Genomic DNA, 23,680 nt, shown 5'->3' with positions numbered 1-23,680 from the left:
GAAATTATCGACTAAACAGGTCACGTCTTTTCGGTTTAACGAATTGGCTGATCAGCACCAATACGCCAATCAATAAGTATGCAGCAAAGATACCGACCAACCATTGCGGCATTTCTAATGACATAAATGCCCATTGTTTTACCGAGCAATCACCACTGGCAACAAAAATAGCGGGCAGCCATTTGTCTAGTGGCAGCCATGACGGGAAGCTGACAAAGAAATCACAGGTCGTGAACGGTGAAGGATGGAGTTGCAGCATAGTGTGTACCCAGGCTAGCTGAACACCGCGCCATGCGCTGTAGATCCAGATAAAGATTGCCAGGTAGCGCAAGGGCGATTTAGGTGCAATGGCACCCAACAACGATGCACCGAGAATACCGAATAACGCAGCACGTTCGTAAATACACATTACACAAGGCTGTAACAACATCACGTGTTGAAAATAGAGTGCGACCAATTCTAGTGCAAGTGCAGTCAGGGCCATTAAAAGCCAAGCACCGCGCCCTTTAGAGCAGCGGTTAAGGAATTGCAACATATCTTTATTTTCCATGCAGTAAGCAATTGTACCGGCAGTGTAAACCAATTCATCTTTGCTGCCAGCCACCCAAAGGTAAAATTAGGCAAAAATCAGCTCTTTCTCGCGCGTGACAAGTTATCACAAGCCTGAATTTTACTTTGGGTGAGATATTTGGTTTGTTTTGCCAGCCCATAATCCCTCGAAGCTAATAACAGCCCCCGCGGCGACCAAAAGTGTAGGGCTGGCAGATACTATAATGCAAGCGATCAATGTGTGATGCTAGCTCCGGCTGCCAGATGAGGCAAACTTATCCAGCCACTTTGCATCATCCATTCGGTTATTGGCACTAATAAGTACTCCACGCCTAACAGACCGACGAGGGTCATCACAATAGTATAGGGGAGTGCCATATACACCATGCGCCCATAAGAAAGACGAATTAAAGGGGCCAGCGCGGAGGTTAGCAGGAACAGAAAAGCGGCTTGGCCGTTCGGTGTGGCAACTGAGGGGAGGTTGGTCCCGGTATTGATGGCAACAGCCAATAACTCAAATTGCTGAAGCGAAATAATACCGTGCTCAAATGCAGTGCGCGCCTCATTGATATAAACCGTACCGACAAATACATTGTCGGATACCGAAGAGAGTAAGCCATTAAACAGATAAAACAGTGATAACTGTGCTGATGGTGAAGATTGTAAAACAAACTGAATAATCGGTGAGAAGAGGCTCTGCTCAATAATGACGGCAACCACGGCAAAAAACACCGTGAGTAGGGCAGTAAAAGGCAATGCCTCCTGAAATGCCTTACCCAGTGCATGTTCATTGGTAATTCCGCAGAGGGAGGTGGCGAGTATAATCACCGATAATCCGACCAAGCCTACCTCGGCTAAATGCAGGGCCAATGCGAGCACCAACCAAACACCGATCAAGGCCTGAATCAGAAGCTTCACTTTCTCTTGCTTGCTCCGTTTCGCACTGGCTTGTTGATCATAGTCAGTCAAAACCTGACGAACGCGCTCGGGAAGCTGTGCACCATAACCAAACAGTTTAAAACGTTCTACCAGCAGACAAACCAATAATCCGCAACACAGGACGGGTAACGTCACGGGCAGCATGCGAATAAAGAAGTCGGTAAAGTTCCAACCGGCACTCTTAGCGATAATCAGGTTCTGCGGCTCGCCAACCATGGTCATTACGCCACCCAGCGCAGTACCCACACCCGCATGCATCATCAGGCTACGCAAGAAAGCGCGGAATTGCTCCAACGTTTTACGGTTTTCCTGATTATCGATCCAACTGTCGTCGGTGATATCTTTATCGGTATGGTTTGATGCAACATGATGATAGATAGTATAAAAACCAACAGAAACACTGATAACCACGGCGATTACAGTTAAGGCATCAAGGAATGCCGAAAGGAAGGCAGAGGCGACACAGAAGGCTAATGAAAGAACGATTTTTGAGCGAATGTTCAGCAGCAGTTTGGTAAATACAAACAGTAATAACTGCTTCATGAAATAGATACCTGCCACCATAAACACCAACAACAGCAGCACTTCCAGATTATTAGCAATTTCTTCTGCCACCTGATGTGGGCTGGTCATACCGATGGCAACGGCTTGAATGGCCAATAAACCCCCCGGTTGCAGTGGGTAACATTTTAGCGCCATAGCCAGTGTAAAGATAAATTCGACCACCAACATCCAGCCAGCAATAAATGGGCTGACAAAAAAGAATACCAGTGGGTTAATAATGAGAAACCCGATAATTGCCAGCTTGTACCAATCAGGTGAATTCCCCAGAAAATTCTTGAGTACAGCTTGTCTAATGGTCATATCCATTGTGAGTTACAGTCTCCTTATTAAAATTATTATGGTGCAATTACTGCCTAAAGTTACATTTTACCTTACGTCATTGCTCTAAAAGCAATACGTATAATCTGTACATCATTCCATCTGCGCAATTTTTGCAACTTTATGACTACTTTCACCATTTGTTCGGTCCTGATGCTATGTCACGATAGCGTCGTCTGGTATGATGAGCGCACTAAATTGCTGATATGTATCGCTACGGAACGTCAAAAATATGGTTATAAAGGCGCAAAGTCCTGCCGGTTTCGCGGAAGAGTATATTATTGAAAGTATTTGGAATAATCGCTTCCCTCCAGGCACTATTTTGCCCGCGGAGCGTGAACTTTCAGAGCTGATTGGAGTGACTCGCACTACATTGCGTGAAGTGTTACAACGCTTAGCCCGCGATGGCTGGCTCACTATTCAGCATGGTAAACCGACGAAAGTAAACAATTTTTGGGAAACGTCTGGTCTTAATATTCTGGAAACACTGGCGCGGCTTGACCACGACAGCGTGCCACAATTGATAGACAACTTACTGGCAGTCAGAACAAATATCGCTACCATCTTCGTTCGCACGGCAATCCGTAATCATCCAGAGAAAGCACAGGAAATCCTGGCACAAGCTCAAACAGTTGATGATCACGCCGAGGCTTTCACCGCACTGGATTACGGTATTTTCCGTGGTTTGGCTTTTGCTTCGGGTAACCCTATTTATGGGTTGATCCTAAATGGCATGAAAGGGCTTTATACCCGGGTTGGGCGTTACTATTTCTCGAATCCTGAAGCCCGTAAGCTGGCACTGACTTTCTACAGCAAACTGTCAACGCTGTGTGATGAAAAAGCCCATGATCAGGTGTCAGAGTGCCTGAGAGCATACGGTAAAGAGAGTGGTGCTATTTGGCACAGCATGCAGGGCACGATGCCAAGTGATTTGGCCGAAGCACGCCGTTAGGCGAATATCGCGTAAAATTGCAACGCAAAAGGGGCATTAAATGCCCCTTTTTCATGGCAAGATGTAGCGCAATAGCTCGCGCGGTTATCCACCTCGTCTGCCCTGTGCTAGAGCTTATTGGCTCTTGGCGGCACGCTGTCGAGTAGCTCAATCGAGCCATCGTCATTCAGTTGTTCCATATGAATATCAAACCCCCATAGCCGGTGAATATGTTTCATCACTTGCTGACGGCTCTTATCCAGTGGTGCCCGATCATGAGGAATATAGCGCAGGGTCAGGGAGCGGTCTCCGCGCAGATCAACGTTCCATACCTGAATGTTTGGTTCGTGATTACTCAAGTTATATTGAGCAGACAATTCATTACGTATAGCCCGATAACCTTCTTCATTATGAATGGCTGAAATCTCCAGATAGTTATGCTTATCATCATCCAGCACGGTGAATAGCCGGAAGTCACGCATTACTTTCGGTGATAAGAACTGGCTGATGAAGCTTTCATCCTTAAAGTCGCGCATGGCAAAATGCAACGTATCCAACCAATCTTTACCGGCGATATCCGGGAACCAATAATAGTCCTCCTCCGTCGGTGATTGGCAAATACGCTTGATATCTTGGAACATGGCAAAGCCAAGGGCATACGGGTTAATACCGTTGTAATAAGGGCTGTTATACGGCGGTTGATACACAACGTTGGTGTGGCTGTGCAAGAACTCCATCATAAAGCGGTCAGTGACCTTACCCTCATCGTACAGATGGTTAAGAATGGTGTAATGCCAGAAGGTGGCCCAACCTTCATTCATCACTTGTGTCTGTTTTTGTGGATAAAAATATTGGCTGACTTTGCGGACTATTCGCAGCACTTCGCGTTGCCATGACTCCAGCAGCGGAGCATTTTTCTCCATGAAATAGAGCAGGTTCTCCTGCGGTTCACTGGGATAGCGTTGAGCCTGGGCTTGGACTTCCCCTCGATCCTTGCGCGGTAGGGTTTTCCACAACGAGTTGACCTGACTTTGCAGATACTCCTCGCGGCTTTTCTGCCGGGCGGTTTCCTCCACTAAAGAGATCTTTTGCGGACGTTTATAGCGGTCCACCCCATAATTCATCAGGGCATGACAGGAGTCGAGTAGCCGCTCTACTTCTTCCACCCCATAACGTTCCTCGCATTCACTGATGTAATGACGAGCAAACAACAAATAATCCACTATCGAACTGGCATCGGTCCAGGCTCGAAATAAGTAATTATTCTTAAAGAAAGAGTTATGTCCATAGCAGGCGTGAGCCATGACTAAGGCTTGCATGGTAATAGTATTTTCTTCCATTAAATAAGCGATGCAAGGATTGGAGTTAATCACAATCTCGTACGCTAATCCTTGCTGACCGTGCTTATATTTTTGCTCTGTTTCGATAAATTTCTTACCAAAAGACCAATGGGTATAGTTGATAGGCATACCGATACTTGAATAGGCATCCATCATCTGTTCGGAGGTAATAACCTCTATCTGGTGGGGGTAAGTATCTAGCCGGTAATGTTTTGCCACCCGGTCTATTTGGTCCAGATAGACCTGCAACAATTCAAATGTCCAGTCTGGGCCGTCAGTCAGGCGCTTATCTTGCGCGGTTTGTTTCGGTGTTGAAGTTGTCATTAGCGCATCCTCACGGTTTTATAACCCTGCAAAATACTGGTCACTTCAATAATCCTAGCTCAAGATTAACAAGTTGAGGCATGGCAAGACCTTATGTCAATGAATATCCGCCATCTTTCAAACAACAGGTAGGTTGACTGCCGGTTCGTACCAGAATCATTGCTGTCGTATCAGTCTGTACGATTAATTGGATTTTATAGATTATTATTCTGATTTATTGGTCTAATTATGGAATATAAAACTAGTAAAAGAGTCTTGTGCAACATGCCAATTATTCATGCTGCTAATTGTGGGTATTATGGCGCTTTCTCTCCTTTTAGACGTTTAATTGGGCAAAAATAGCATCTTATCGCTATTTTCCTAACGCTATTGAACTGAAAAGTAATTGCATTGTAAATTAATTGTGAATTAAGTCACGACCTGGCATTAATATGTTGGCTAGATTTTTCTGCTGAGTTAATTTTCTGTCAACAGAATATTATGCTTTAGGTGTTGTTTGGGGGGAGGAAGGTATGCGCATTGTCATTTTAGGAAGCGGTGTGGTGGGGGTAGCCAGTGCCTGGTACTTAGCCAAAGACGGGCATGATGTTACGGTGATTGACCGTCAGCAGGGGCCCGCGCAGGAAACCAGTGCCGGTAACGCAGGTCAGATATCGCCGGGATATGCGGCACCTTGGGCTGCGCCTGGGGTTCCTCTGAAAGCCATTAAATGGATGTTCCAACGCCATGCGCCGTTGGCAATCCACCTTGACGGCAGCAGCTTCCAGCTACGCTGGATGTGGCAGATGCTGAGAAACTGCGACACTTCCCACTACATGCTCAACAAAAGCCGTATGGTGCGTCTGGCAGAATACAGTCGCGACTGTTTAAAAGAGCTGCGTGAAGACACCGGTATTCAGTATGAAGGCCGTCAGGGGGGAACACTGCAACTGTTCCGTACCGAACAGCAATTTGATAACGCCGCCAAGGATATTGCGGTGTTAGATGATGCGGGGGTGCCATATTCACTGCTAACGGCTGATCAACTGGCAACAGTGGAACCGGCATTGGCGAAAGTTGCACATAAACTGACCGGTGGTTTACGTTTACCTAATGATGAAACCGGCGACTGCAAACTGTTTACTGAACGCTTAGCCCAAATGGCCGAGCGGGCTGGGGTTAAGTTTGTGTTCAATCGCTCGGTGGATAAATTGCTGGTGGACGGTGACCAAATCGCCGGTGTGCTGTGTGGCGACGATATTATTAACGCTGATGCCTATGTAGTGGCCTTCGGTGCTTACTCTACGGAGCTGTTAGCCGGGTTGGTCTCGATTCCTGTTTATCCACTAAAAGGTTATTCACTCACTATTCCTATTACAGATCCGGCCTCGGCACCTTTCTCCACCGTGCTGGATGAGACCTACAAGATTGCCATTACGCGCTTTGATGACAGGATTCGGGTTGGGGGGATGGCGGAAATCGTTGGATTTAATACTCAATTGGCACCAGCACGTCGTGAGACGCTGGAAATGGTGGTGGGTGATTTGTACCCTCATGGGGGCAATATCAGTCAGGCCACGTTCTGGACCGGGCTGCGCCCGATGACACCTGATGGTACGCCCATTGTCGGGCGAACCTCGCTTAAGAATCTCTATCTGAATACCGGCCATGGCACCTTGGGCTGGACCATGGCCTGTGGGTCGGGTCAATTATTGGCTGATATTATGTATGGGCGTCGCCCAGCGATTCTGGCGGATGATTTATCTGTCGCGCGTTATAGCGCGGGCTTTCGGCCACTGAATATCACGCCTTTACACGACATTCACCCTGTGCGCTAAAAGGCGCCGATTGATCATTACAGCCCACTGGCGGGCTGTAAATAATTGAATACCGCCCAAGAAGGAAAAAGCATGCCTCGCCCGATATCCGCTACGCTTCATTTATCTGCCTTACGCCATAACCTCAGTATTGTTCGCCGTCTTGCCGGGGCCGCTAAAATTTGGTCAGTGGTAAAAGCCAATGCCTACGGCCATGGTCTGGCCCGCATTTGGCAAGGGCTGGATGCAACCGATGGTTTTGCGTTATTGGATTTAAATGAAGCGATAATGTTGCGTGAACAGGGCTGGCAAGGGCCAATTTTGCTGCTTGAGGGGTTCTTTCGTGCGCAAGATATAGTCCTGATCGACCACTACCGGTTAACCACCGTGGTACACAGTGACTGGCAGCTTGACGCCATCAAAGCGGCGCGGCTGAGCACACCACTCGATATTTATTTAAAACTTAATAGCGGCATGAATCGCTTAGGTTTTCCCATCGGGCAGGCAGAGGCCATCTGGCAATGGGCTAACAGTATAAATAACATCGGCAAGGTGACGCTAATGAGCCACTTTGCCAATGCAGATAACCATATTGGTGCCAGCGAGCAATTCACGCAGATTCAGCAGGCCAGTGGGCATCTGGTGGCTGCGCGCAGCTTTGCCAACTCGGCGGCAATATTGCGCAATCCTGAAACCCACTTTGATTGGGTGCGGCCAGGTATTATCCTCTATGGCGCGTCACCCAGTGGTGATGTAAGCGATATCGCTGGCATTGGATTGCGCCCGGTAATGGAGCTGCACAGCGAAATTATCGCCATACAGACGCTCTCAGCAGGGCACAGTGTTGGCTATGGCAGCCGCTACAGTGCCACAGGCACACAGCGCATCGGTGTCGTCGCCTGCGGTTATGCTGATGGTTATCCACGGCTGGCTCCCAGCGGCACGCCCATCAGGGTGGATGGCATACTGACTCATACGGTGGGGTCGATTTCAATGGATATGCTAACCGTAGATTTGACACCCTGTCCGCAGGCGCAAATGGGGAGTAAAGTTGAGATCTGGGGGGATAATCTGCCTATCGATGATGTGGCGGCGGCGGCAGGCACCGTGGGGTATGAGTTGATGTGTGCACTGGCGAGTCGCGTTAGCGTCATCACCGAGCGCACTTAGGTTGTTTTTAGTTTATTTTCTGCAAGTTACCACAGACATGCTTACTGGCACGGCGTGCCTGCCAAGCCAGTAGACACCCTGCCAGCATTACGATGGCGAGTGATAATTTAGGCTCAATTGGTAAGGACATTGCCAGCAAGCCTAATCCAGCTCCCCCGGCCATTTGCACAAAACCCACCAGCGCGGAGGCGACACCGGCTTCATTGGCATAGGGCTCCAATGCATAACTGGTGGCTGGCCCCATCATAAAGGCTAAACCGGCACAGGCACTGGCAACGGGTAACATATACACCAGCCAGTGTTGCTGTATTTCTGCCGACAGTTGCGTCAGACCAAATAATAACCCTAGACACCCCAGCGCCATCAACAGGCTGCCGGTCATCAGGCAGGTAGGGCGGCCGATTTTTTGGATAATACGGTTAGCAATAAAACTGACCGCCATGATCCAAAAGCCATTGGCACCGAACACCAGTGAGAACTGTAATGGACTGAGTCCTGCGCCCACCATCAATACGTTGGGTGCCAGCGAGACATAAGTTAAGGCCATGCCCATAGCGCCCGCGTTCACCAGTGCGAAAATCAGAAAACGGTCATCACGTAAGATGCGCAGATAGTTCTTTATCGGCAAGCCCTTAACGGCTTGGGTACCCGCTGGCCGTGTTTCTGGCAGGAAGATAATTATCAGAATTAATACCAGCAAGCCATATAACGCCAGGAACCAGAATGGGGCGCGCCAGCCAAAGGCTTCCGCCAATAAACTACCGAGCAAGGGGGCCAATGCGGGTACGATATTTAACGTCCCATTAAGGAAACCAAAAGCGCGCGCGGCCTCATTACCGTTGAGGCGGTCACGCACCCCACTGAATGCCACCACCGCAGTACAGCAAACAGCGACACCTTGTAACAGGCGAGAACTGACAAACATCAGCGGGCTGACGGCCAGTGCAGCCATCGCGGCCCCCAGCATGTAGAGAATAATACCGATGATGGCTATGGGTTTACGCCCATACTTATCGACTAATGGCCCAGCAATCAGCTGACCAATACCCAGTACTAGAATAAACAAGGCAATAGTGGATTGAATCAGCGACTCGCTACTGTTTAGCCCCTTGGCTATCGCGGGAATCGTGGGTAAGTAGAGGTCGATGCCCAATGGGCCGAGCAGAATCAGGCTTAACAGCAGAAAAAGAAATTTTTGCATAACAAAAAAACAACATCCAGATTGCAAAGGCGACAAGAATAAAGAATTTATCGACGAATGAAAAGGTTAGCCATAGCCAACCAAACGATAGTGACAATGTCACCTATTGGTGTTCTAAATCGACTAATAGGGTACTACAACTAATAATTAATCTCTTGTTATTGATTAGCTACTGCTACTAGTAGTGCGATGCTCTAACCACTGTTCTAGTTTCACGGCAGGTAATGCCTCGGAAAAAAGAAAACCTTGGCCTATTTGATAACCTTGGCGGCTCAATAATGTACGTTGCGCCTCGTTTTCTACCCCTTCGACAATCACTGATAGTTGCAAACTTTCACCAATACGGATCACCGCCTCACTTAACGTTCGGCTGGTTTCGTCATGCTCAAGATCATGGACAAAACTTTTATCCAGTTTGATTTCATCAAGATCCAAATGGCGCAGATAACTCAGACTGGAATAGCCGGTACCAAAGTCATCCATTGATAAACGCACGCCCAGTCGATGAATTTTTTCTATAGTGGCAAAAATCGCCGGATTATTTGCAATTAATATGTCTTCGGTGATTTCCAGCGTGAGATCCTGCGGCGGCAAGTGGTAATGCTGCAAGATATGTAAAATCATGTCCGGCAAGCCTGGATTATGGAAATTGGTCGGCGATAAGTTCACTGAAACCGAGGGCACATCAATACTCCGTAAACGCCAGTCCGCCAACTGTTGACAAGCCGTCTCAATCGCCCACAGAGCCAGTTCGTTGATCAGCCCGCACTCTTCAGCAATAGGAATAAAACGCTGTGGAGGAATGTTCCCCAGTATGGGGTGAACCCAGCGACTAAGGGCTTCCACACCATATAGGTGCCCATCTTTTAACATCACTTGTGGTTGATAAAATAACTCAAGAGACCCGATATGAAATGCATGACGCAGAGCATCTTCCATATCCTGGCGCTGTTGATTGAGATTATTCATCTCTGCACTGAAGAAATTGAAATGACCATGTCCCATATTCTTGGCTTTATGCATGGCAATGTCGGCGTGATTCATCAGCGCATCCATTTCTAAACCATTCTCAGGATACAAACTGATCCCGACACTGGCCGAAGGAATAATATTGACGTTGGCTATCTGACAGGGCTGAGACAGCAGACTGAGCATTTTCTCAACTTTCACGGTAGCCTGCTGCATGGTGCAGGGGGCTAAAATGATAATAAACTCGTCGCCCGATAAGCGGCCGATAATGTCACTTTTTGGCATGTCGTTGCGCAACCGTTGGGCAATCAAGGCAAGTAATTCATCACCGGCGGCCAGGCCGAGTGAATCATTAACTTGTTTAAAACGGTCCAGATTAATGATTAATACTGCCAGCGTGTAATCCATTTCAGCGGCAAGGGCGATAGCTTGTTTGGCATAAACCAGAAACTGAGTGCGGTTAGGCAAACCAGTTAGGGAATCATAAAAAGCCAAATGCTGAATTTGCTGACGTGATTGCTCCCGTTCCATCGCCAATGAGCACAAATTTGCGATTAATTTGACCAACTGATGGTGGAACTCGCTGGGGCCTTGCGCTTCTTTGTAGTAAAAGGCAAATGTGCCCAGAACATCCCCCTGGCTTGACAGAATAGGCGTCGACCAACAAGCTAACAAACCATGGGGTAGAATTAGGTGCCGATAGTTCTCCCATAATGGGTCAGTGGCAATATCATGGACTTCAACCGGTTCTTTACGAAATGCGGCGGTGCCACATGAGCCAGATACCGGGCCAATAGGCACACAGGCCAGCGCCGCAGTATAAATCAGGGGTAGGTTGGGTGCTGCGAGATGGCTGAGGTAGTTGTGCCCGCTGGCTTGCAAAATACTGGCGGTCACCTCGGGGGCAATCCGCTCAACTTCGCGGCACAGCAAAGACATCACTTCTTCCAGTGGCAGCTCTTTAACCAGTGCTTCCAGCACCTTATATTGCAACACTTCATACATTTTGGTCAGCGTGATATCAGTCAACACACCAATGCTATAACTCGGTTTACCCTGCTCATCAACTAGCGAGTTGATAATGGCGGAACACCAATGCGGCTGTTTGTCTTTGCTGTAGAATAACTCTTTGGGTAGTAATTGCTGATGTGAATTTGGCGAAGTGGAATCAATTAACCCCAGTTGTTCAGGATGTGCACTCTGGAGTAAATCGACCATGCTCTGGCCCAGAGCCTGTTCGGGTGTATAACCGAATAACTTAGTAAAACCTTGATTAATATAAACTGCTTGTTGCCCGTGATCACTATTAGCGGCAATAAACATTGCGCTGTCGCTGCGATCAGTTAATTGGGTTAAAAGTTCTACCCACTCTTGAGTGGCTTTTTGTTGCTCAATTAAAAAAGTAATGTCCTTAGCAATTTTCACCATCCGGGTAACGCTACCCCCTGGGCCTGGTACCGGTTGATAGATGGCGGCCAGCCAGACCGTGGATCCGTCTTTGTGCAATCGTTCAAAACGGCCCTCAACGGACTTCCCCGCCAGTAAAGATTTCTTCAGTGTCTGATACTCGTCGCTACTGGCATATTGTGGATGGCAAAACATAAGATGATGTTGACCAATGACTTCATCACGTTGATAGCCAAAATAATCAAGGTAGTTTTGATTAACCGCAATTATGCGACTGTTGAGATCAAACTCAATGATGGCTAATGAGCGGTCCAATGCACTTAATAACGCACTACTTTCGTCGTATTCAGACTGCGTGGCATCCTGCGATGCTGCTGTTTTTTTGGGCTTCATGATGAATTCCTATGTAAAAGAAGCGCTTGGCAGTCGTATTACGTAAATGAATTACCACTGTAACCATTGGATAGCACTATTTTTAAATAAATAAAATAGGATAAATGACAAATATTCCAATACGAATTAATAGCATCAAGATTAAAAAAATACGGCCGTCTTATTTAAGCTGGTGGTATTTCAATACATCGCTCTGTGTCCACACCATGAACATCATTGTGTTAATCAGCCAGTGATAAATAGAGGAATAAGTAATATTAAGTTTAGTCGATATCCAGATAGCTAAATGTGGGATTGATTGCTGGCACGTGACAGCAATCAATCTATTTCCGACTAAGGTCTATTTTTAAACGGTGGGATGCTTTGCTGGAAGGTAACCGGCCATTACCTGACAAAAACCTCGTCAGGCAATGGCGGATAGATAAAGGGTTATGAGTGGGTATCCATTGAGCCAAAACGACCGCCGTTAAAATCAGCGATGGCCTCGATTATCTGCTGCTGAGTGTTCATCACAAATGGCCCGTGACCGATAATAGGTTCATCAATCGGCTCACCACTCAGTAGCAACAGCACTGCATCATTATTGGCCTCAATAGTTACATTGCTGCCAGCCGCATCCAGTAATACCATTTCGGCATCGCGGGCAACGGCATCGCCATTGACCAATACGGTACCACGCAACACAATTAATGCCGTGTTCCAGCCAATAGGCAGTGAAAATTCCGTACTTTTACCCTGATTCAGCCGTATATCCCAGACGTTTAGTGGTGAGAATGTCTGAGCAGGGCCATTTTTACCTGCATACTCACCGGCTATCACCCGCAGGCTGCCAGCATCTTCAGCTAGCACTACCTGAGGAATAGTTTCACTGCGAATGGCCTGATAACCAGGATCTGCCATTTTGTTTTTTGCGGGCAGATTGACCCACAATTGCACCATTTCAAAGGCACCGCCACGTTGTGCGAACATATCTGAATGAAACTCTTCATGCAGAATCCCGCCACCTGCCGTCATCCACTGCACGTCACCAGGGCCAATAACGCCGCCTTTGCCGGTGGAGTCACGATGTTCAACTTCGCCGTGATAAACGATGGTGACAGTTTCAAAACCACGATGCGGGTGTTGCCCGACACCCCGGCGATGTTTGGTCGGGGTAAAATCCATCGGCCCGGCATAGTCCAGCAGCAGGAACGGGCTGAGCTGTTTACCATGGCTTTGATATGAAAACAGTGAGCGAACCGGAAAACCATCTCCCACCCAATGCTGGCGAGGTGCGCGATAAATACCTTGAACTTTTTTCATCGTAAACTCCTTACAAACATCATCAATGAGGTATTGCAGCCCGGCACAACCTCTGGCCGGGCTTCATGTTGGATAAAGTATATAATTAGGATAATTTAAGCAGTAGATAGCAAAATTAGTTATCACTGTTCTATTATCAGAACAATGATGACGTTATCTCTGGCAAGTAATACAGAGGCAGGTTATGCAAGATCTTAATGATCTCTACTATTACGCAGAAGTGGTGGAACACGGTGGATTCAGTGCTGCCGCGCGGGTATTGGGTTTGCCAAAATCAAAACTGAGCCGACGGCTGGCATTGTTGGAAGAGCGATTGGGCGTGCGTTTAATTCAGCGTTCAACCCGCCGTTTTGCGGTTACCGAGGTGGGGCGTACCTACTACGAACACTGTAAAGCGATGCTGGAAGAGGCCAACGCCGCTCAGGAATCAATTGACTTAACACGGGCAGAACCCCGTGGTGTGGTGCGCATCACCTGCCCAGTGGCGCTATTACAGGCCACAGTTAGCACCATGCTGGCGGATTTCATGGTCAGTTGTCCTTTGGTGACGATTTATCTTGAATCGACCAATCGACAAGTGGACCCGATTGCTGAAGCCATTGATATTGCCATTCGGGTTCGGCCACCGCCGTTGCAAGACAGTGATTTGGTGTTGAAGGTGTTGGGTAACCGTTGTCAGTGTCTGGTGGCCAGCCCGGATTTGGTGGCACGACAAGGTATCGTCAATGTTCCGGCAGATCTGACTAGCTGGCCAAGTCTTGGCTTGGGCCGCGCGCCCCAAGAATTTATCTGGCATTTAGCCGGACCAGAGGGCGCGCATGCCGCGATTTATCACCAGCCCAGATTGGTGACGGCCGACATGACAACGCTTCGTAGCGCAGCACTGAGTGGTGTCGGGGCAGTACAGCTCCCGGTTATGATGGTGGCAGATCAACTGATGGCCGGAACGCTGATTCGCTTATTACCGGATTGGGTATTACGCCATGAGATTATTCATGCGGTATATCCATCACGGCGGGGATTACTGCCGTCTGTTCGCAGTGTGCTTGATCATCTGGCGTTGCGGTTTAGCCAACTCGAAGAGCAATAGCCAAGCCTTTGCATAGCTGAGCCGCGGGTAACGCGGCAAGTTATACCGACTCAATGCTTGTGGCGGTGATGTGAATCCGGGTAATGCGGGTGAGAGTGTGCCAGTGGCTGATGTTGATGGCGATGCTTATGCGCCACACCGACTGTCACAGGGAAATCATGTGCATGTTGATGATGTGCGTCATGGTGATGTTCATGTTCATGCAGCAATTCATCATGGATATGCTGATGGGCATGCTGTTCAGTGAGATGCAATGCGATCCCTACAGCCATCAGGAGACCCGCCACGACGAGTGGTATAGTGACAGTGTCACCCATAATAACGGCCAATACAGCCCCTAAAAATGGGGCAATAGAGAAATAAGCACCAGTACGAGCAGTGCCAAGATGGCGCAGGCCGATAACAAAGAGTGCCAAACTCACGCCATAGGCAAAAAATCCTACCAGAAGGGCACCGGCCAGATTTGTCAGTGGTGGCAATGTTGCGCCGAGGACAAAAGCCAGCCCGAGATTGACGATACCGGCAACCAGTCCTTTGACTGACGCAATCCAGGTGGCATCCGTCAATGAAACCTTACGGGTCAGATTGTTATCAATCCCCCAGGCAAAGCAAGCACCCAGAATTGCCAGTGTTGGCCACCATCCGGCAAAACGCGCTTCACCCGGCCAACTTAAAATAGCTGCACCGGCCACAATCACTATCATGCCAAGAGCGATGCGACGGTCAAAATTCTCTTTAAACGCGAACCAGGCCAGTAGGGCGGTAAATACCCCTTCGGCATTAAGCAATAATGATGCGCCAGATGCAGGCATACCCGTTAGCCCTATCATCAGCAGAACCGGGGCAACAATCCCTCCAGCCGTAATGGCACCAATAAACCACCGCCGTTCGTTGCGAGGTAGGCTCACGGCTGTTGCTTGGGTGAGCAGACGATAGAGCGCCAGACCGGCACCTGAGCCAAAATAGAGCAGGCCCGCCAGTAGCCATGGACTGACCGTATTGAGTAACTGTTTTGCCAGCGGGGTTCCAGCACCAAACAGCACCGCAGCACTTAATGCGGCTAATACACCGGGCTGTCGTAATCCATCATGCCATTTCATCGATTCAACTCTGAAAATAAGGTCGTAGTGGCAATTTTAGCCCATGAAAAAGCCGGGAAACCATTCCTGTCATGGAAAAAGTTGACCGGCTAATTTTAGTATTAATTATCAACGGTTTGTTTGTGGAACAACTCACGGAATACCGGGTAGATATCTTCAGGTTCTCGGATATGTTGCATGGCAAAGTTGTCAAATTTTGCCTGTAAGTCTTCATATTCCCGCCACAGAGTCTGGTGTGCGCGCCGGGTTATCTCGATGTAGCTATAGTAACGCACCATTGGCAGGAGCTTTTGGGCCAGTAACTCATGACACAGTGGTGAATCATCGGCCCAGTTATCGCCGTCTGAGGCTTGGGCTGCATAGATATTCCACTGCGTTGGGTCGTAACGTTCCTGAACCACTTCTTCCATCAATTTCAGGGCACTGGAGACAATTGTTCCGCCGGTTTCCTGCGAATAGAAGAATTCTTGCTCATCAACTTCTTTCGCTTGAGTATGGTGACGGATATACACGACATCAACGTTTTTATAGGTACGGCTCAGGAACAGATAAAGCAGGATGTAGAAGCGCTTTGCCATGTCCTTGGTGGCCTGATCCATCGAACCTGACACATCCATCAGGCAGAACATCACCGCCTGGCTGGATGGCTCAGGACGCCGTTCATAGTTCTTATAACGTAAATCGAAGGTATCGATAAACGGAACCCGCGCGATTTTTTGCTTTAATTCAGCAATGGCTTTACGTACACGTTCCTCTTCCAGCAATTGTGCTGGTTCCGTGTTTTCCAGTACGTTCAGCGTTTCTTCCAATTCGCGTAACTCACGGCGCTTACTGGCTGTCATGGCGGTACGACGCGCCAGTGAGTTTTGCAGTGAGCGCACCACGCTGATATTGGCGGGCACGCCATTCGAGGTATAACCCGCACGATGGGTTTTGAATTCGGTCAACTGCTTATACTGATTTTTCTTCAGATTGGGCAGCGCAAGGTCTTCAAACAGTAAGTCGAGGTATTCATCTTTGGAAATCTGAAAGACAAACTCATCCTCGCCTTCACCGTCCTGACCGGCATTACCCTGACCACTGCCGCCTCCACCGCCACCTTGAGGGCGCTCCACTCGGTCATTGGTGACAAAATGGTCATTGCCAGGATGTACCCGGTGGCGTAACCCACCACGGCCCTGATGGAACATCGGCTCATTGATATCATCAATAGGTATCGAAACTGACTCGCCGCTCTCAATATCAGTAACTGATCTTTTATTGATGGCATCGGCAATCGACTGTTTAATTTGCGACTTATAGCGGCGCAAAAAGCGCTGGCGATTGACCATGCTCTTATTCTTGCCGTTAAGTCGTCTGTCAATAAAGTAGCCCATATATCCCCCAAACGACTTTGTCACTGTCCCTGCATCTTTCACGCGGTAGCTGTGTTGGCTGCCATCACTCACCCCAGTCACTTAGTAGACTAAGCTCCTGGGGCTTCGTTCAGTTGCCGCCTTACTACAACGTGAAATCTATTGGGACTGTCCCTGCATCTTTCACGCGGTAGCTGTGTTGGCTTTACCCTTCACACTTGACGTCGCAGGGGGGTTAGCTGCTCTCACTCACCCGAATCACTTACCTGAGTAAGCTCATCGGGATTTGTTCGCTTGCTGCCTACCTGCAACACCAATTGTTTTGGGTATAGATTCAGGCGACTTCGTTCAGTTGCCGCCTTGCTACAACGTGAAATCTATTGGGTCTATACCTACGATTCCGTAGTGAATCGGTAAATGGGTTATGACGATTTTCTCACCCGCAGATACCATTCACACAGCAAACGAACTTGCTTACGGGTATAGCCTTTCTCCATCATCCGATCGACAAAATCATCATGTTTTTTCTGCTCATCCGTTGAGGTCTTGGCATTAAAGGAGATAACCGGCAGTAACTCTTCGGTGTTAGAGAACATTTTCTTCTCGATAACCGTGCGCAGCTTCTCGTAACTGGTCCAGTTTGGATTACGGCCATTGTTATTGGCTCTGGCACGCAACACAAAATTGACGATTTCATTACGGAAATCTTTCGGGTTGCTGATACCCGCTGGCTTTTCAATTTTCTCCAGTTCAGCATTCAGTGATTCACGGTCAAACAGTTGCCCGGTGTCAGGATCACGGTACTCTTGATCCTGAATCCAGAAATCGGCGTAGATAACATAACGGTCAAAAATATTCTGACCATACTCAGAGTAAGACTCCAGATAGGCGGTTTGAATCTCTTTACCAATAAATTCAGCATATTTCGGGATTAAATAGCCTTTCAGGTGTTCGAGATATTTCTCCGCAACATCTTGTTGGAATTGTTCGCGTTCGATCTGCTGTTCCAGTACGTAGAACAGGTGCACCGGGTTAGCAGCCACCTCAGCGTGGTCGAAGTTAAATACTCTGGAGAGGATTTTAAAGGCAAAACGAGTAGAAAGGCCGTTCATACCTTCATCAACCCCAGCGTAGTCGCGATATTCCTGATAAGACTTGGCTTTAGGATCGGTATCTTTCAGGCTCTCACCGTCATACACTCGCATCTTAGAGTAAATACTGGAGTTTTCTGGCTCTTTCATCCTTGAGAGAATCGAGAAGCGTGCCAGCGTTTCCAGCGTGCCAGGTGCACAAGGCGCATGGGTCAACTCACTGTGATTTAACAGTTTGTCGTAAATCTTGATCTCTTCTGATACCCGCAGGCAATAAGGCACTTTGACAATATAAACACGGTCAAGGAATGCCTCATTATTCTTGTTATTACGGAATGTTACCCACTCGGATTCGTTAGAGTGCGCGAGAATTATACCGCTGAATGGCAGGGCGGATATCCCCTCGGTTCCGTTATAGTTCCCTTCTTGTGTCGCGGTCAGTAGTGGGTGCAGCACCTTAATTGGGGCTTTGAACATCTCGACGAATTCCATGATCCCCTGGTTAGCACGGCATAAAGCACCGGAATAACCATAAGCATCGGGATCGTTTTGGGCGTGATTTTCAAGTTTACGGATATCAACTTTACCGACCAGTGCCGAGATATCCTGGTTGTTTTCATCACCGGGTTCGGTTTTCGCTATCGCAATTTGTTCAAGGATAGAAGGCCAGACCTTGATAACTTTGAACTTGGTAATATCACCGCCAAAATCGTGCAGGCGTTTTGCCGCCCATGGCGACATAATCGTACCGAGATAGCGGCTTGGGATACTGTATTCTTTGGCCAGAATCGCCGCATCTTCCTGCGGATTGAACAGACATAACGGGTGGTCATTGACCGGGCTACGTTCACCGTTAGCACTTAAAATATAGATAGGCACCCGTTGCATCAGGGCTTTCAGTCGTTCAGCCAATGATGACTTACCACCACCCACGGGACCCAGCAAATACAGGATCTGTTTCTTCTCTTCCAGCCCTTGGGCGGCGTGTTTGAGATAGGAAACGATCTGCTCTATGGCTTCCTCCATGCCATAAAACTCTTCAAAAGCAGGGTAGCGAGCGATAACCCGATTAGAGAACAGTCGAGACATGCGGGACTCAAGCGCGGTATCGACCATGACTGGCTCACCAATAGCCATCAGCAGACGCTCAGCCGCATTAGCATACGCGCTGCGATCTTGCTGGCAGATTGTGAGGAACTCCTGGAGTGTGAACTCTTCGTCCTTGGCCGCCTCATAGCGCTGGCGATAGTGATCAAATATGTTCATAGCGATGCCCGTCCTGTTTGAATGGTTGGGAACATAAAATAGTAGTAGCGCTTTATTGGGTTAAAATTTTGAAACTACTACCTTATTGTTATGGCCGTGTCTCCTCCAAAGGTCAAGTTAAGCCAGACCACAGATTTGCCACCCCTCAAACAATAAATAACCATTATTTGGTAATTAAATCTATTTATTATTAGATTGGTAGTGTTTTGTATATGATTGCTTGAACTTATCTATTTGAATATCTCGATATTTTATTGTAATCAAATCTACGTAAATTTTTAGGTTGTCAGCCTCTTGGTTATCGGCGATAAGTTATACAAGCAATATCGATATCTGGCTGACATGTGTAAAGATTTCGCCACGGGCAACCAATTGATTTACACTAAGTTAACTAATTATTTTGTTACCAATGGGATTTAATCCGTGAAAAAACATTCTTTAAAAGCCAAGCAAATAAAAACACTGGCTGCTTTAGCAGTCGCTACGGCCGTTTGCATGCCGACGGCAATGGCAGGGACCTGGTCTTTGGGGGCTTCTGCGTTAGTCAGCCCAGACCCTTATCGGGGTAAGAATGACCGTGTCTATCCGGTACCTATCATTTCTTATGAAAGCGATAATTTCTACTTCCGTACCTTAGCTGCGGGTTATTACCTGTGGAAAGATGACAATAATCGCTTATCAATCGATGCTTATTACTTACCGCTGCACTTTACGCCAGGTGACAGTGATGATCAGCAGATGAAGCAGTTGGATAAACGCCGCAGTACCATGATGGCGGGGATGTCATATTCTCATATTGAGGATTGGGGGACGTTGCGCGCTATGTTCTCTGGCGATGTGCTGGATAATAGTGGTGGTTTTATCGGCGATTTGGCTTACCTTTACCGCTTTAACGTCGATAGCTGGACGCTGACGCCGGGGGTAGGTTTTAACTGGAACAGTGGTGATCAAAACAGTTATTACTATGGCGTGAGCGGTGCTGAATCTGCCCGTAGTGGCTTGGCGCAATACAACCCAAGTGATAGCTGGTCGCCATATCTTGAGTTGTCGGTGAACTACAACATCAATCCGAATTGGAATGCGTTCTTTACCGGCCGCTATGTGCGCCTGGCCAGTGAAGTGAAAAATAGCCCAATGGTTGATGCATCTTACAGCGGCGTGTTGTGGACTGGCGTGACCTATACTTTCCGCTAATTAATGACGCGGTAATGTTGAGCCATAAAAAATGGGGCATAGCGCCCCATTTTTGTGCCTAACGACATCTGGAACGTTAGCTATTTTTACGGCTACGGATGGTCATGGCAAGACGCGCCGGGGCGTCAAGTGTTGCCACCAACGGCTTATTCACTCGCGCTGTTTCCACGCAAACCATGGTTTTAAAACCCTCGTTTGGCATATCAACCATGCTACTAGACAACTCTGCACCTGGATTCCATGCCACTACATCACTTTGGTGATGATGATGTACTTCAATGGTGCGTTTGAGCGCCGCATCTTTTATCAAGCTATAGGCTTCGGGTTGTGTGTAGATACGGTCAGTCTGGCCGTTAAACACTAAATCGCCTTGTTGTGTGGCATCGGCAATTTTTAGCACTTTATCGAAGTATTTCTCACCCAGGCCACTGACTTTAATCTGGTCGATGTCGCCAATCTGGAAGTAAGTATGTAGCGCGGCTACTGCCTGATAATCACCGTGTGATTCCAGCTCCATTTCGCACTCATCACCCAGCTTGAAGCGGGCAATCAATGTGAAGGCATGCGGCCAGTATTTACGGGATTCATCACTGTCTTCCAGTGTGAAGGTCAGGATAACTCCATTCTCGTTTTCATCATGGGCACTGAGAGTCCATGGCAGTAGACGGGCAAAACCATGAGAAGGTTGTGCTGATGGACCAAACCAAGGCCAACAGATTGGCACGCCACCACGAATAGCGACGCCATCTTTAAACGGCGTGTTATTGCTCAGCCAAATGATAGGTTGCTCACCGCTAGGTTGATAGGCCAGCAAATGAGCGCCTTGTAGGCTTACTGCGGCACGCACCTTCGGATGAGAAACCACCACTACCGGCAATTCATCCAGTTGGCGTTGGCTGATGTAAGGCGAAATTTGTTCAACAACAGGTAGGGTGAATACTTTCTCGTTCATTCGTTTGGCCTTATGGGAAAGGGAGCAGGGATCCTTTGAATTTCAGATTCTCGATAATATCACAGGCTGTAAATCTTGTAGCAAATGGACGACACCGTAGTGGTGAATCATTGATATTGCGCAATTTATTATAGCTACAAATAAAAAAGCCACCCGAAGGTGGCTTTTGGCAGAAATCTACATCAATCCATTATTACTTGGAGATGTGAGAGATCAGGTCCAGAACTTTGTTTGAGTAGCCAGTTTCGTTATCGTACCAAGAAACCAGTTTCACAAAGTTGTCGTTCAGCGCGATACCGGCTTTAGCATCGAATACTGAAGTCAGTTTTTCGCCGTTGAAATCGGTAGAAACAACGTCGTCTTCGGTGTAGCCCAGAACGCCTTTCAGCTCGCCTTCTGAAGCCGCTTTGATAGCAGCACAGATTTCTTTGTAAGAAGCTGGTTTTTCCAGACGTGCAGTCAGGTCAACAACTGAAACGTTAGGAGTAGGAACGCGGAACGCCATACCTGTCAGTTTGCCGTTCAGTGCTGGGATAACTTTACCAACTGCTTTAGCGGCACCAGTAGAAGAAGGGATGATGTTCTGGGATGCGCCACGACCGCCGCGCCAGTCTTTATGAGACGGGCCATCAACAGTTTTTTGCGTTGCAGTAGTTGCATGCACAGTGGTCATCAACGCTTCAACGATACCGAACTTGTCGTTGATAACTTTAGCCAGTGGAGCCAGGCAGTTAGTGGTGCAAGAAGCGTTAGAAACGATTTCCTGACCCGCGTATTCTTTGTGGTTGACGCCCATAACAAACATAGGGGTGTCATCTTTAGAAGGACCAGTCAGAACCACTTTCTTAGCACCGGCAGCGATGTGCTTACGTGCTGTTTCGTCGGTCAGGAACAGGCCAGTTGCTTCAGCAACAACGTCAACGTTAACTTCGTTCCACTTCAGGTTAGCCGGATCTCTCTCTGCGGTAACACGGATGGTTTTACCGTTAACAACCAAGTGGCCGTCTTTTACTTCTACAGTACCGTCGAAACGACCGTGGGTAGAGTCGTATTTCAGCATGTACGCCATGTATTCAGCGTCCAACAGGTCGTTGATTGCAACGATTTCGATGTCAGAACGTTCCTGAGCAGCACGGAAAACAATGCGACCGATACGGCCAAAACCGTTGATACCTACTTTGATAGTCATATATTCCACCAGCTATTTGTTAGTGAATAAAAGGTTGGTTGTAAAATTACAAAAACCTTGCCGAGCGTCAAGCGGAATCGTGTCAATTATTGCTACAAATCAAACCAACGACGTTAGATCGAACATTAATCACGCGTTTCCAGATACGATTAGCCTCATTTTTATATTGGGGCGAATTATTCAGTTTAAAGTGAGAATCGGTAATATTTGCGATTTTTATCGCATTTATACCCAAAATGATTGGCGTTGCAGGTAGGCAGCTAGCGAACGAATCCCGATGAGCTTACATTAGCAAGTGATTCGGGTGAATGAGCGTAGCTAACAACCCTGCCGCGTCAAGTATAAAGGGTATATGCGGTTGTCACTTTGATGGCATACAGTTTAGGACAATTTTAACTGCTTTGTTGTTAATTTTTTGTTATTATTAAACGTTGTTTTCGTTGACTTTATTCCCTGCCAGAGAACCGCACAAATGGCTAAAGAACTGAACTCTACACCCGATATTGAGAAACTGTCCGATATTCAGCGTCATGTCACCCAGCAGCGCGGGACAGAAGCCCCGTTTAGTGGCAAATTGCTGCATAACAAACGCGATGGCATCTATGAGTGTCTGTGTTGTCATCAACCTTTGTTTATCTCAGAGTCGAAATTTGACTCTGGCTGTGGTTGGCCGAGTTTTTACCAACCTATCAAAGATGACTCTATCCGCTATATTGATGATAATTCACACAATATGATTCGAGTTGAAATTCGTTGTGGTAATTGTGATGCTCACTTAGGCCATGTTTTCCCCGATGGGCCGCAGCCTACGGGCGAGCGCTATTGCGTGAACTCGGCGTCATTGAATTTTGTTGATGACCAGAATGGCGAGCAGATTGCCGGTTGATACTCAACGATTATGCATGTTGAAAAATCGATTCAGCTTATTATTCGTTTTGCTAAGGATACTTTGATGGAGCTTGAAGACCTGATTTCAGTGATGACACCTGAAATTTATCAACGTTTGATGCAAGCGGTTGAGTTGGGTAAATGGCCGGATGGTGTGGCACTGACACCTGAGCAGAAAGAGAATAGTCTGCAAATGGTAATGCTATGGCAAGCCCGTCACAATGAGGATGCTCAGCATATGAGTATTGGCACTGATGGCCAAATTGTGATGAAAACCAAGCAAGAATTGAAACAGCAATTCAGCCAGCCAACATTGGTAAAACTGAAGCCAGAATAGGGCTGTTACCCACAA

The 23,680-nt window shown here is 47.7% G+C and carries 18 protein-coding genes; 7 read left to right on the top strand and 11 right to left on the bottom strand.

Annotated elements, in window-relative coordinates; translation table 11 throughout:
* Positions 1-4: 4 nt before the first annotated feature.
* A complete protein-coding gene (dsbB, locus tag V1953_RS10845; RefSeq protein WP_032907594.1) occupies positions 5-535 on the bottom strand; it encodes a disulfide bond formation protein DsbB in 531 nt (176 codons plus the stop codon).
* A 248-nt stretch (positions 536-783) separates the two neighbouring features.
* A complete protein-coding gene (nhaB, locus tag V1953_RS10840; protein ID WP_083158980.1) occupies positions 784-2,358 on the bottom strand; it encodes a sodium/proton antiporter NhaB in 1,575 nt (524 codons plus the stop codon).
* Positions 2,359-2,602: 244 nt separating this feature from the next.
* On the opposite strand from nhaB, the gene fadR reads away from it, so the two are divergent.
* Positions 2,603-3,322: a fatty acid metabolism transcriptional regulator FadR gene (fadR, locus tag V1953_RS10835; RefSeq protein WP_083158979.1), complete on the top strand. Its 720-nt coding sequence runs from the start codon at positions 2,603-2,605 to the stop codon at positions 3,320-3,322.
* A gap of 107 nt (positions 3,323-3,429) precedes the next feature.
* Here the strand turns inward: fadR and V1953_RS10830 are convergent, their stop codons facing one another.
* Positions 3,430-4,965: a SpoVR family protein gene (locus V1953_RS10830; protein ID WP_083158978.1), complete on the bottom strand. Its 1,536-nt coding sequence runs from the start codon at positions 4,963-4,965 to the stop codon at positions 3,430-3,432.
* A gap of 512 nt (positions 4,966-5,477) precedes the next feature.
* On the opposite strand from V1953_RS10830, the gene V1953_RS10825 reads away from it, so the two are divergent.
* Positions 5,478-6,782 (top strand): D-amino acid dehydrogenase, encoded by a 1,305-nt coding sequence (locus tag V1953_RS10825; protein WP_083158977.1) that lies wholly within the window; start codon positions 5,478-5,480, stop codon positions 6,780-6,782.
* A 72-nt stretch (positions 6,783-6,854) separates the two neighbouring features.
* Positions 6,855-7,931, top strand: coding sequence for a catabolic alanine racemase DadX (gene dadX / locus V1953_RS10820; RefSeq protein WP_372569135.1), 1,077 nt, complete (start codon positions 6,855-6,857; stop codon positions 7,929-7,931).
* A gap of 7 nt (positions 7,932-7,938) precedes the next feature.
* Here dadX and V1953_RS10815 read toward each other — a convergent pair whose 3' ends face one another.
* The 3 genes from V1953_RS10815 to V1953_RS10805 all read right to left on the bottom strand — a co-directional run bounded on the left by V1953_RS10815 (position 7,939) and on the right by V1953_RS10805 (position 13,203).
* Positions 7,939-9,132, bottom strand: a complete 1,194-nt coding sequence (locus tag V1953_RS10815; RefSeq protein ID WP_442850889.1) for a multidrug effflux MFS transporter — start codon at positions 9,130-9,132, stop codon at positions 7,939-7,941.
* Between the two features lie 165 nt (positions 9,133-9,297).
* Positions 9,298-11,901: a bifunctional diguanylate cyclase/phosphodiesterase gene (locus tag V1953_RS10810; RefSeq protein WP_372569136.1), complete on the bottom strand. Its 2,604-nt coding sequence runs from the start codon at positions 11,899-11,901 to the stop codon at positions 9,298-9,300.
* A 429-nt stretch (positions 11,902-12,330) separates the two neighbouring features.
* Complete coding sequence (locus tag V1953_RS10805) at positions 12,331-13,203, bottom strand: pirin family protein (RefSeq protein ID WP_083158973.1); 873 nt, start codon at positions 13,201-13,203, stop codon at positions 12,331-12,333.
* Between the two features lie 184 nt (positions 13,204-13,387).
* Here V1953_RS10805 and V1953_RS10800 point away from each other — a divergent pair, with 184 nt between their 5' ends.
* Positions 13,388-14,293, top strand: a complete 906-nt coding sequence (locus tag V1953_RS10800) for a LysR family transcriptional regulator (RefSeq protein ID WP_442850888.1) — start codon at positions 13,388-13,390, stop codon at positions 14,291-14,293.
* Positions 14,294-14,343: 50 nt separating this feature from the next.
* On the opposite strand, the gene V1953_RS10795 is transcribed toward V1953_RS10800, so the two are convergent.
* The 3 genes from V1953_RS10795 to yeaG form a co-directional block, all read right to left on the bottom strand.
* Positions 14,344-15,393, bottom strand: coding sequence for a DMT family transporter (locus V1953_RS10795; protein ID WP_083158971.1), 1,050 nt, complete (start codon positions 15,391-15,393; stop codon positions 14,344-14,346).
* Between the two features lie 101 nt (positions 15,394-15,494).
* Complete coding sequence (locus V1953_RS10790; RefSeq protein WP_442851313.1) at positions 15,495-16,769, bottom strand: YeaH/YhbH family protein; 1,275 nt, start codon at positions 16,767-16,769, stop codon at positions 15,495-15,497.
* A gap of 401 nt (positions 16,770-17,170) precedes the next feature.
* A complete protein-coding gene (gene yeaG / locus V1953_RS10785) occupies positions 17,171-19,105 on the bottom strand; it encodes a protein kinase YeaG (RefSeq protein ID WP_083158970.1) in 1,935 nt (644 codons plus the stop codon).
* A 423-nt stretch (positions 19,106-19,528) separates the two neighbouring features.
* Here yeaG and V1953_RS10780 point away from each other — a divergent pair, with 423 nt between their 5' ends.
* A complete protein-coding gene (locus tag V1953_RS10780) occupies positions 19,529-20,299 on the top strand; it encodes a MipA/OmpV family protein (protein WP_372558945.1) in 771 nt (256 codons plus the stop codon).
* A gap of 76 nt (positions 20,300-20,375) precedes the next feature.
* Here the strand turns inward: V1953_RS10780 and V1953_RS10775 are convergent, their stop codons facing one another.
* Positions 20,376-21,251 (bottom strand): D-hexose-6-phosphate mutarotase, encoded by an 876-nt coding sequence (locus tag V1953_RS10775; RefSeq protein ID WP_083158968.1) that lies wholly within the window; start codon positions 21,249-21,251, stop codon positions 20,376-20,378.
* Between the two features lie 193 nt (positions 21,252-21,444).
* Entirely contained in the window at positions 21,445-22,440 is a 996-nt protein-coding gene (gene gapA, locus V1953_RS10770; protein ID WP_032819960.1) for a glyceraldehyde-3-phosphate dehydrogenase, read from the bottom strand.
* Positions 22,441-22,912: 472 nt separating this feature from the next.
* On the opposite strand from gapA, the gene msrB reads away from it, so the two are divergent.
* Positions 22,913-23,326 (top strand): peptide-methionine (R)-S-oxide reductase MsrB, encoded by a 414-nt coding sequence (msrB, locus tag V1953_RS10765; protein ID WP_083158967.1) that lies wholly within the window; start codon positions 22,913-22,915, stop codon positions 23,324-23,326.
* A 66-nt stretch (positions 23,327-23,392) separates the two neighbouring features.
* On the top strand, positions 23,393-23,665 hold the full coding sequence (locus V1953_RS10760; RefSeq protein WP_083163662.1) for a YeaC family protein: 273 nt from the start codon (positions 23,393-23,395) through the stop codon (positions 23,663-23,665).
* The last annotated feature ends 15 nt before the right edge of the window (positions 23,666-23,680 follow it).

Origin of the sequence: Yersinia sp. 2541 StPb PI, from assembly GCF_052217145.1 — a bacterium.
Classification (GTDB): Bacteria; Pseudomonadota; Gammaproteobacteria; order Enterobacterales; family Enterobacteriaceae; genus Yersinia; species Yersinia enterocolitica_E.
This window is presented reverse-complemented; position numbering and strand designations above follow the sequence as displayed.

Bases quoted from the DNA above. Each gene is read 5' to 3' on its own strand.
- V1953_RS10800 (WP_442850888.1), top strand. From the start codon at position 13,388: ATGCAAGATCTTAATGATCTCTACTATTACGCAGAAGTGGTGGAACAC.
- gapA (WP_032819960.1), bottom strand. From the start codon at position 22,440: ATGACTATCAAAGTAGGTATCAACGGTTTTGGCCGTATCGGTCGCATT.
- dsbB (WP_032907594.1), bottom strand. From the start codon at position 535: ATGTTGCAATTCCTTAACCGCTGCTCTAAAGGGCGCGGTGCTTGGCTT.
- yeaG (WP_083158970.1), bottom strand. From the start codon at position 19,105: ATGAACATATTTGATCACTATCGCCAGCGCTATGAGGCGGCCAAGGAC.
- V1953_RS10795 (WP_083158971.1), bottom strand. From the start codon at position 15,393: ATGAAATGGCATGATGGATTACGACAGCCCGGTGTATTAGCCGCATTA.
- dadX (WP_372569135.1), top strand. From the start codon at position 6,855: ATGCCTCGCCCGATATCCGCTACGCTTCATTTATCTGCCTTACGCCAT.
- V1953_RS10775 (WP_083158968.1), bottom strand. From the start codon at position 21,251: ATGAACGAGAAAGTATTCACCCTACCTGTTGTTGAACAAATTTCGCCT.
- V1953_RS10830 (WP_083158978.1), bottom strand. From the start codon at position 4,965: ATGACAACTTCAACACCGAAACAAACCGCGCAAGATAAGCGCCTGACT.
- V1953_RS10760 (WP_083163662.1), top strand. From the start codon at position 23,393: ATGGAGCTTGAAGACCTGATTTCAGTGATGACACCTGAAATTTATCAA.
- V1953_RS10810 (WP_372569136.1), bottom strand. From the start codon at position 11,901: ATGAAGCCCAAAAAAACAGCAGCATCGCAGGATGCCACGCAGTCTGAA.
- msrB (WP_083158967.1), top strand. From the start codon at position 22,913: ATGGCTAAAGAACTGAACTCTACACCCGATATTGAGAAACTGTCCGAT.
- V1953_RS10825 (WP_083158977.1), top strand. From the start codon at position 5,478: ATGCGCATTGTCATTTTAGGAAGCGGTGTGGTGGGGGTAGCCAGTGCC.
- V1953_RS10815 (WP_442850889.1), bottom strand. From the start codon at position 9,132: ATGCAAAAATTTCTTTTTCTGCTGTTAAGCCTGATTCTGCTCGGCCCA.
- nhaB (WP_083158980.1), bottom strand. From the start codon at position 2,358: ATGGATATGACCATTAGACAAGCTGTACTCAAGAATTTTCTGGGGAAT.
- V1953_RS10790 (WP_442851313.1), bottom strand. From the start codon at position 16,769: ATGGGCTACTTTATTGACAGACGACTTAACGGCAAGAATAAGAGCATG.
- V1953_RS10805 (WP_083158973.1), bottom strand. From the start codon at position 13,203: ATGAAAAAAGTTCAAGGTATTTATCGCGCACCTCGCCAGCATTGGGTG.
- fadR (WP_083158979.1), top strand. From the start codon at position 2,603: ATGGTTATAAAGGCGCAAAGTCCTGCCGGTTTCGCGGAAGAGTATATT.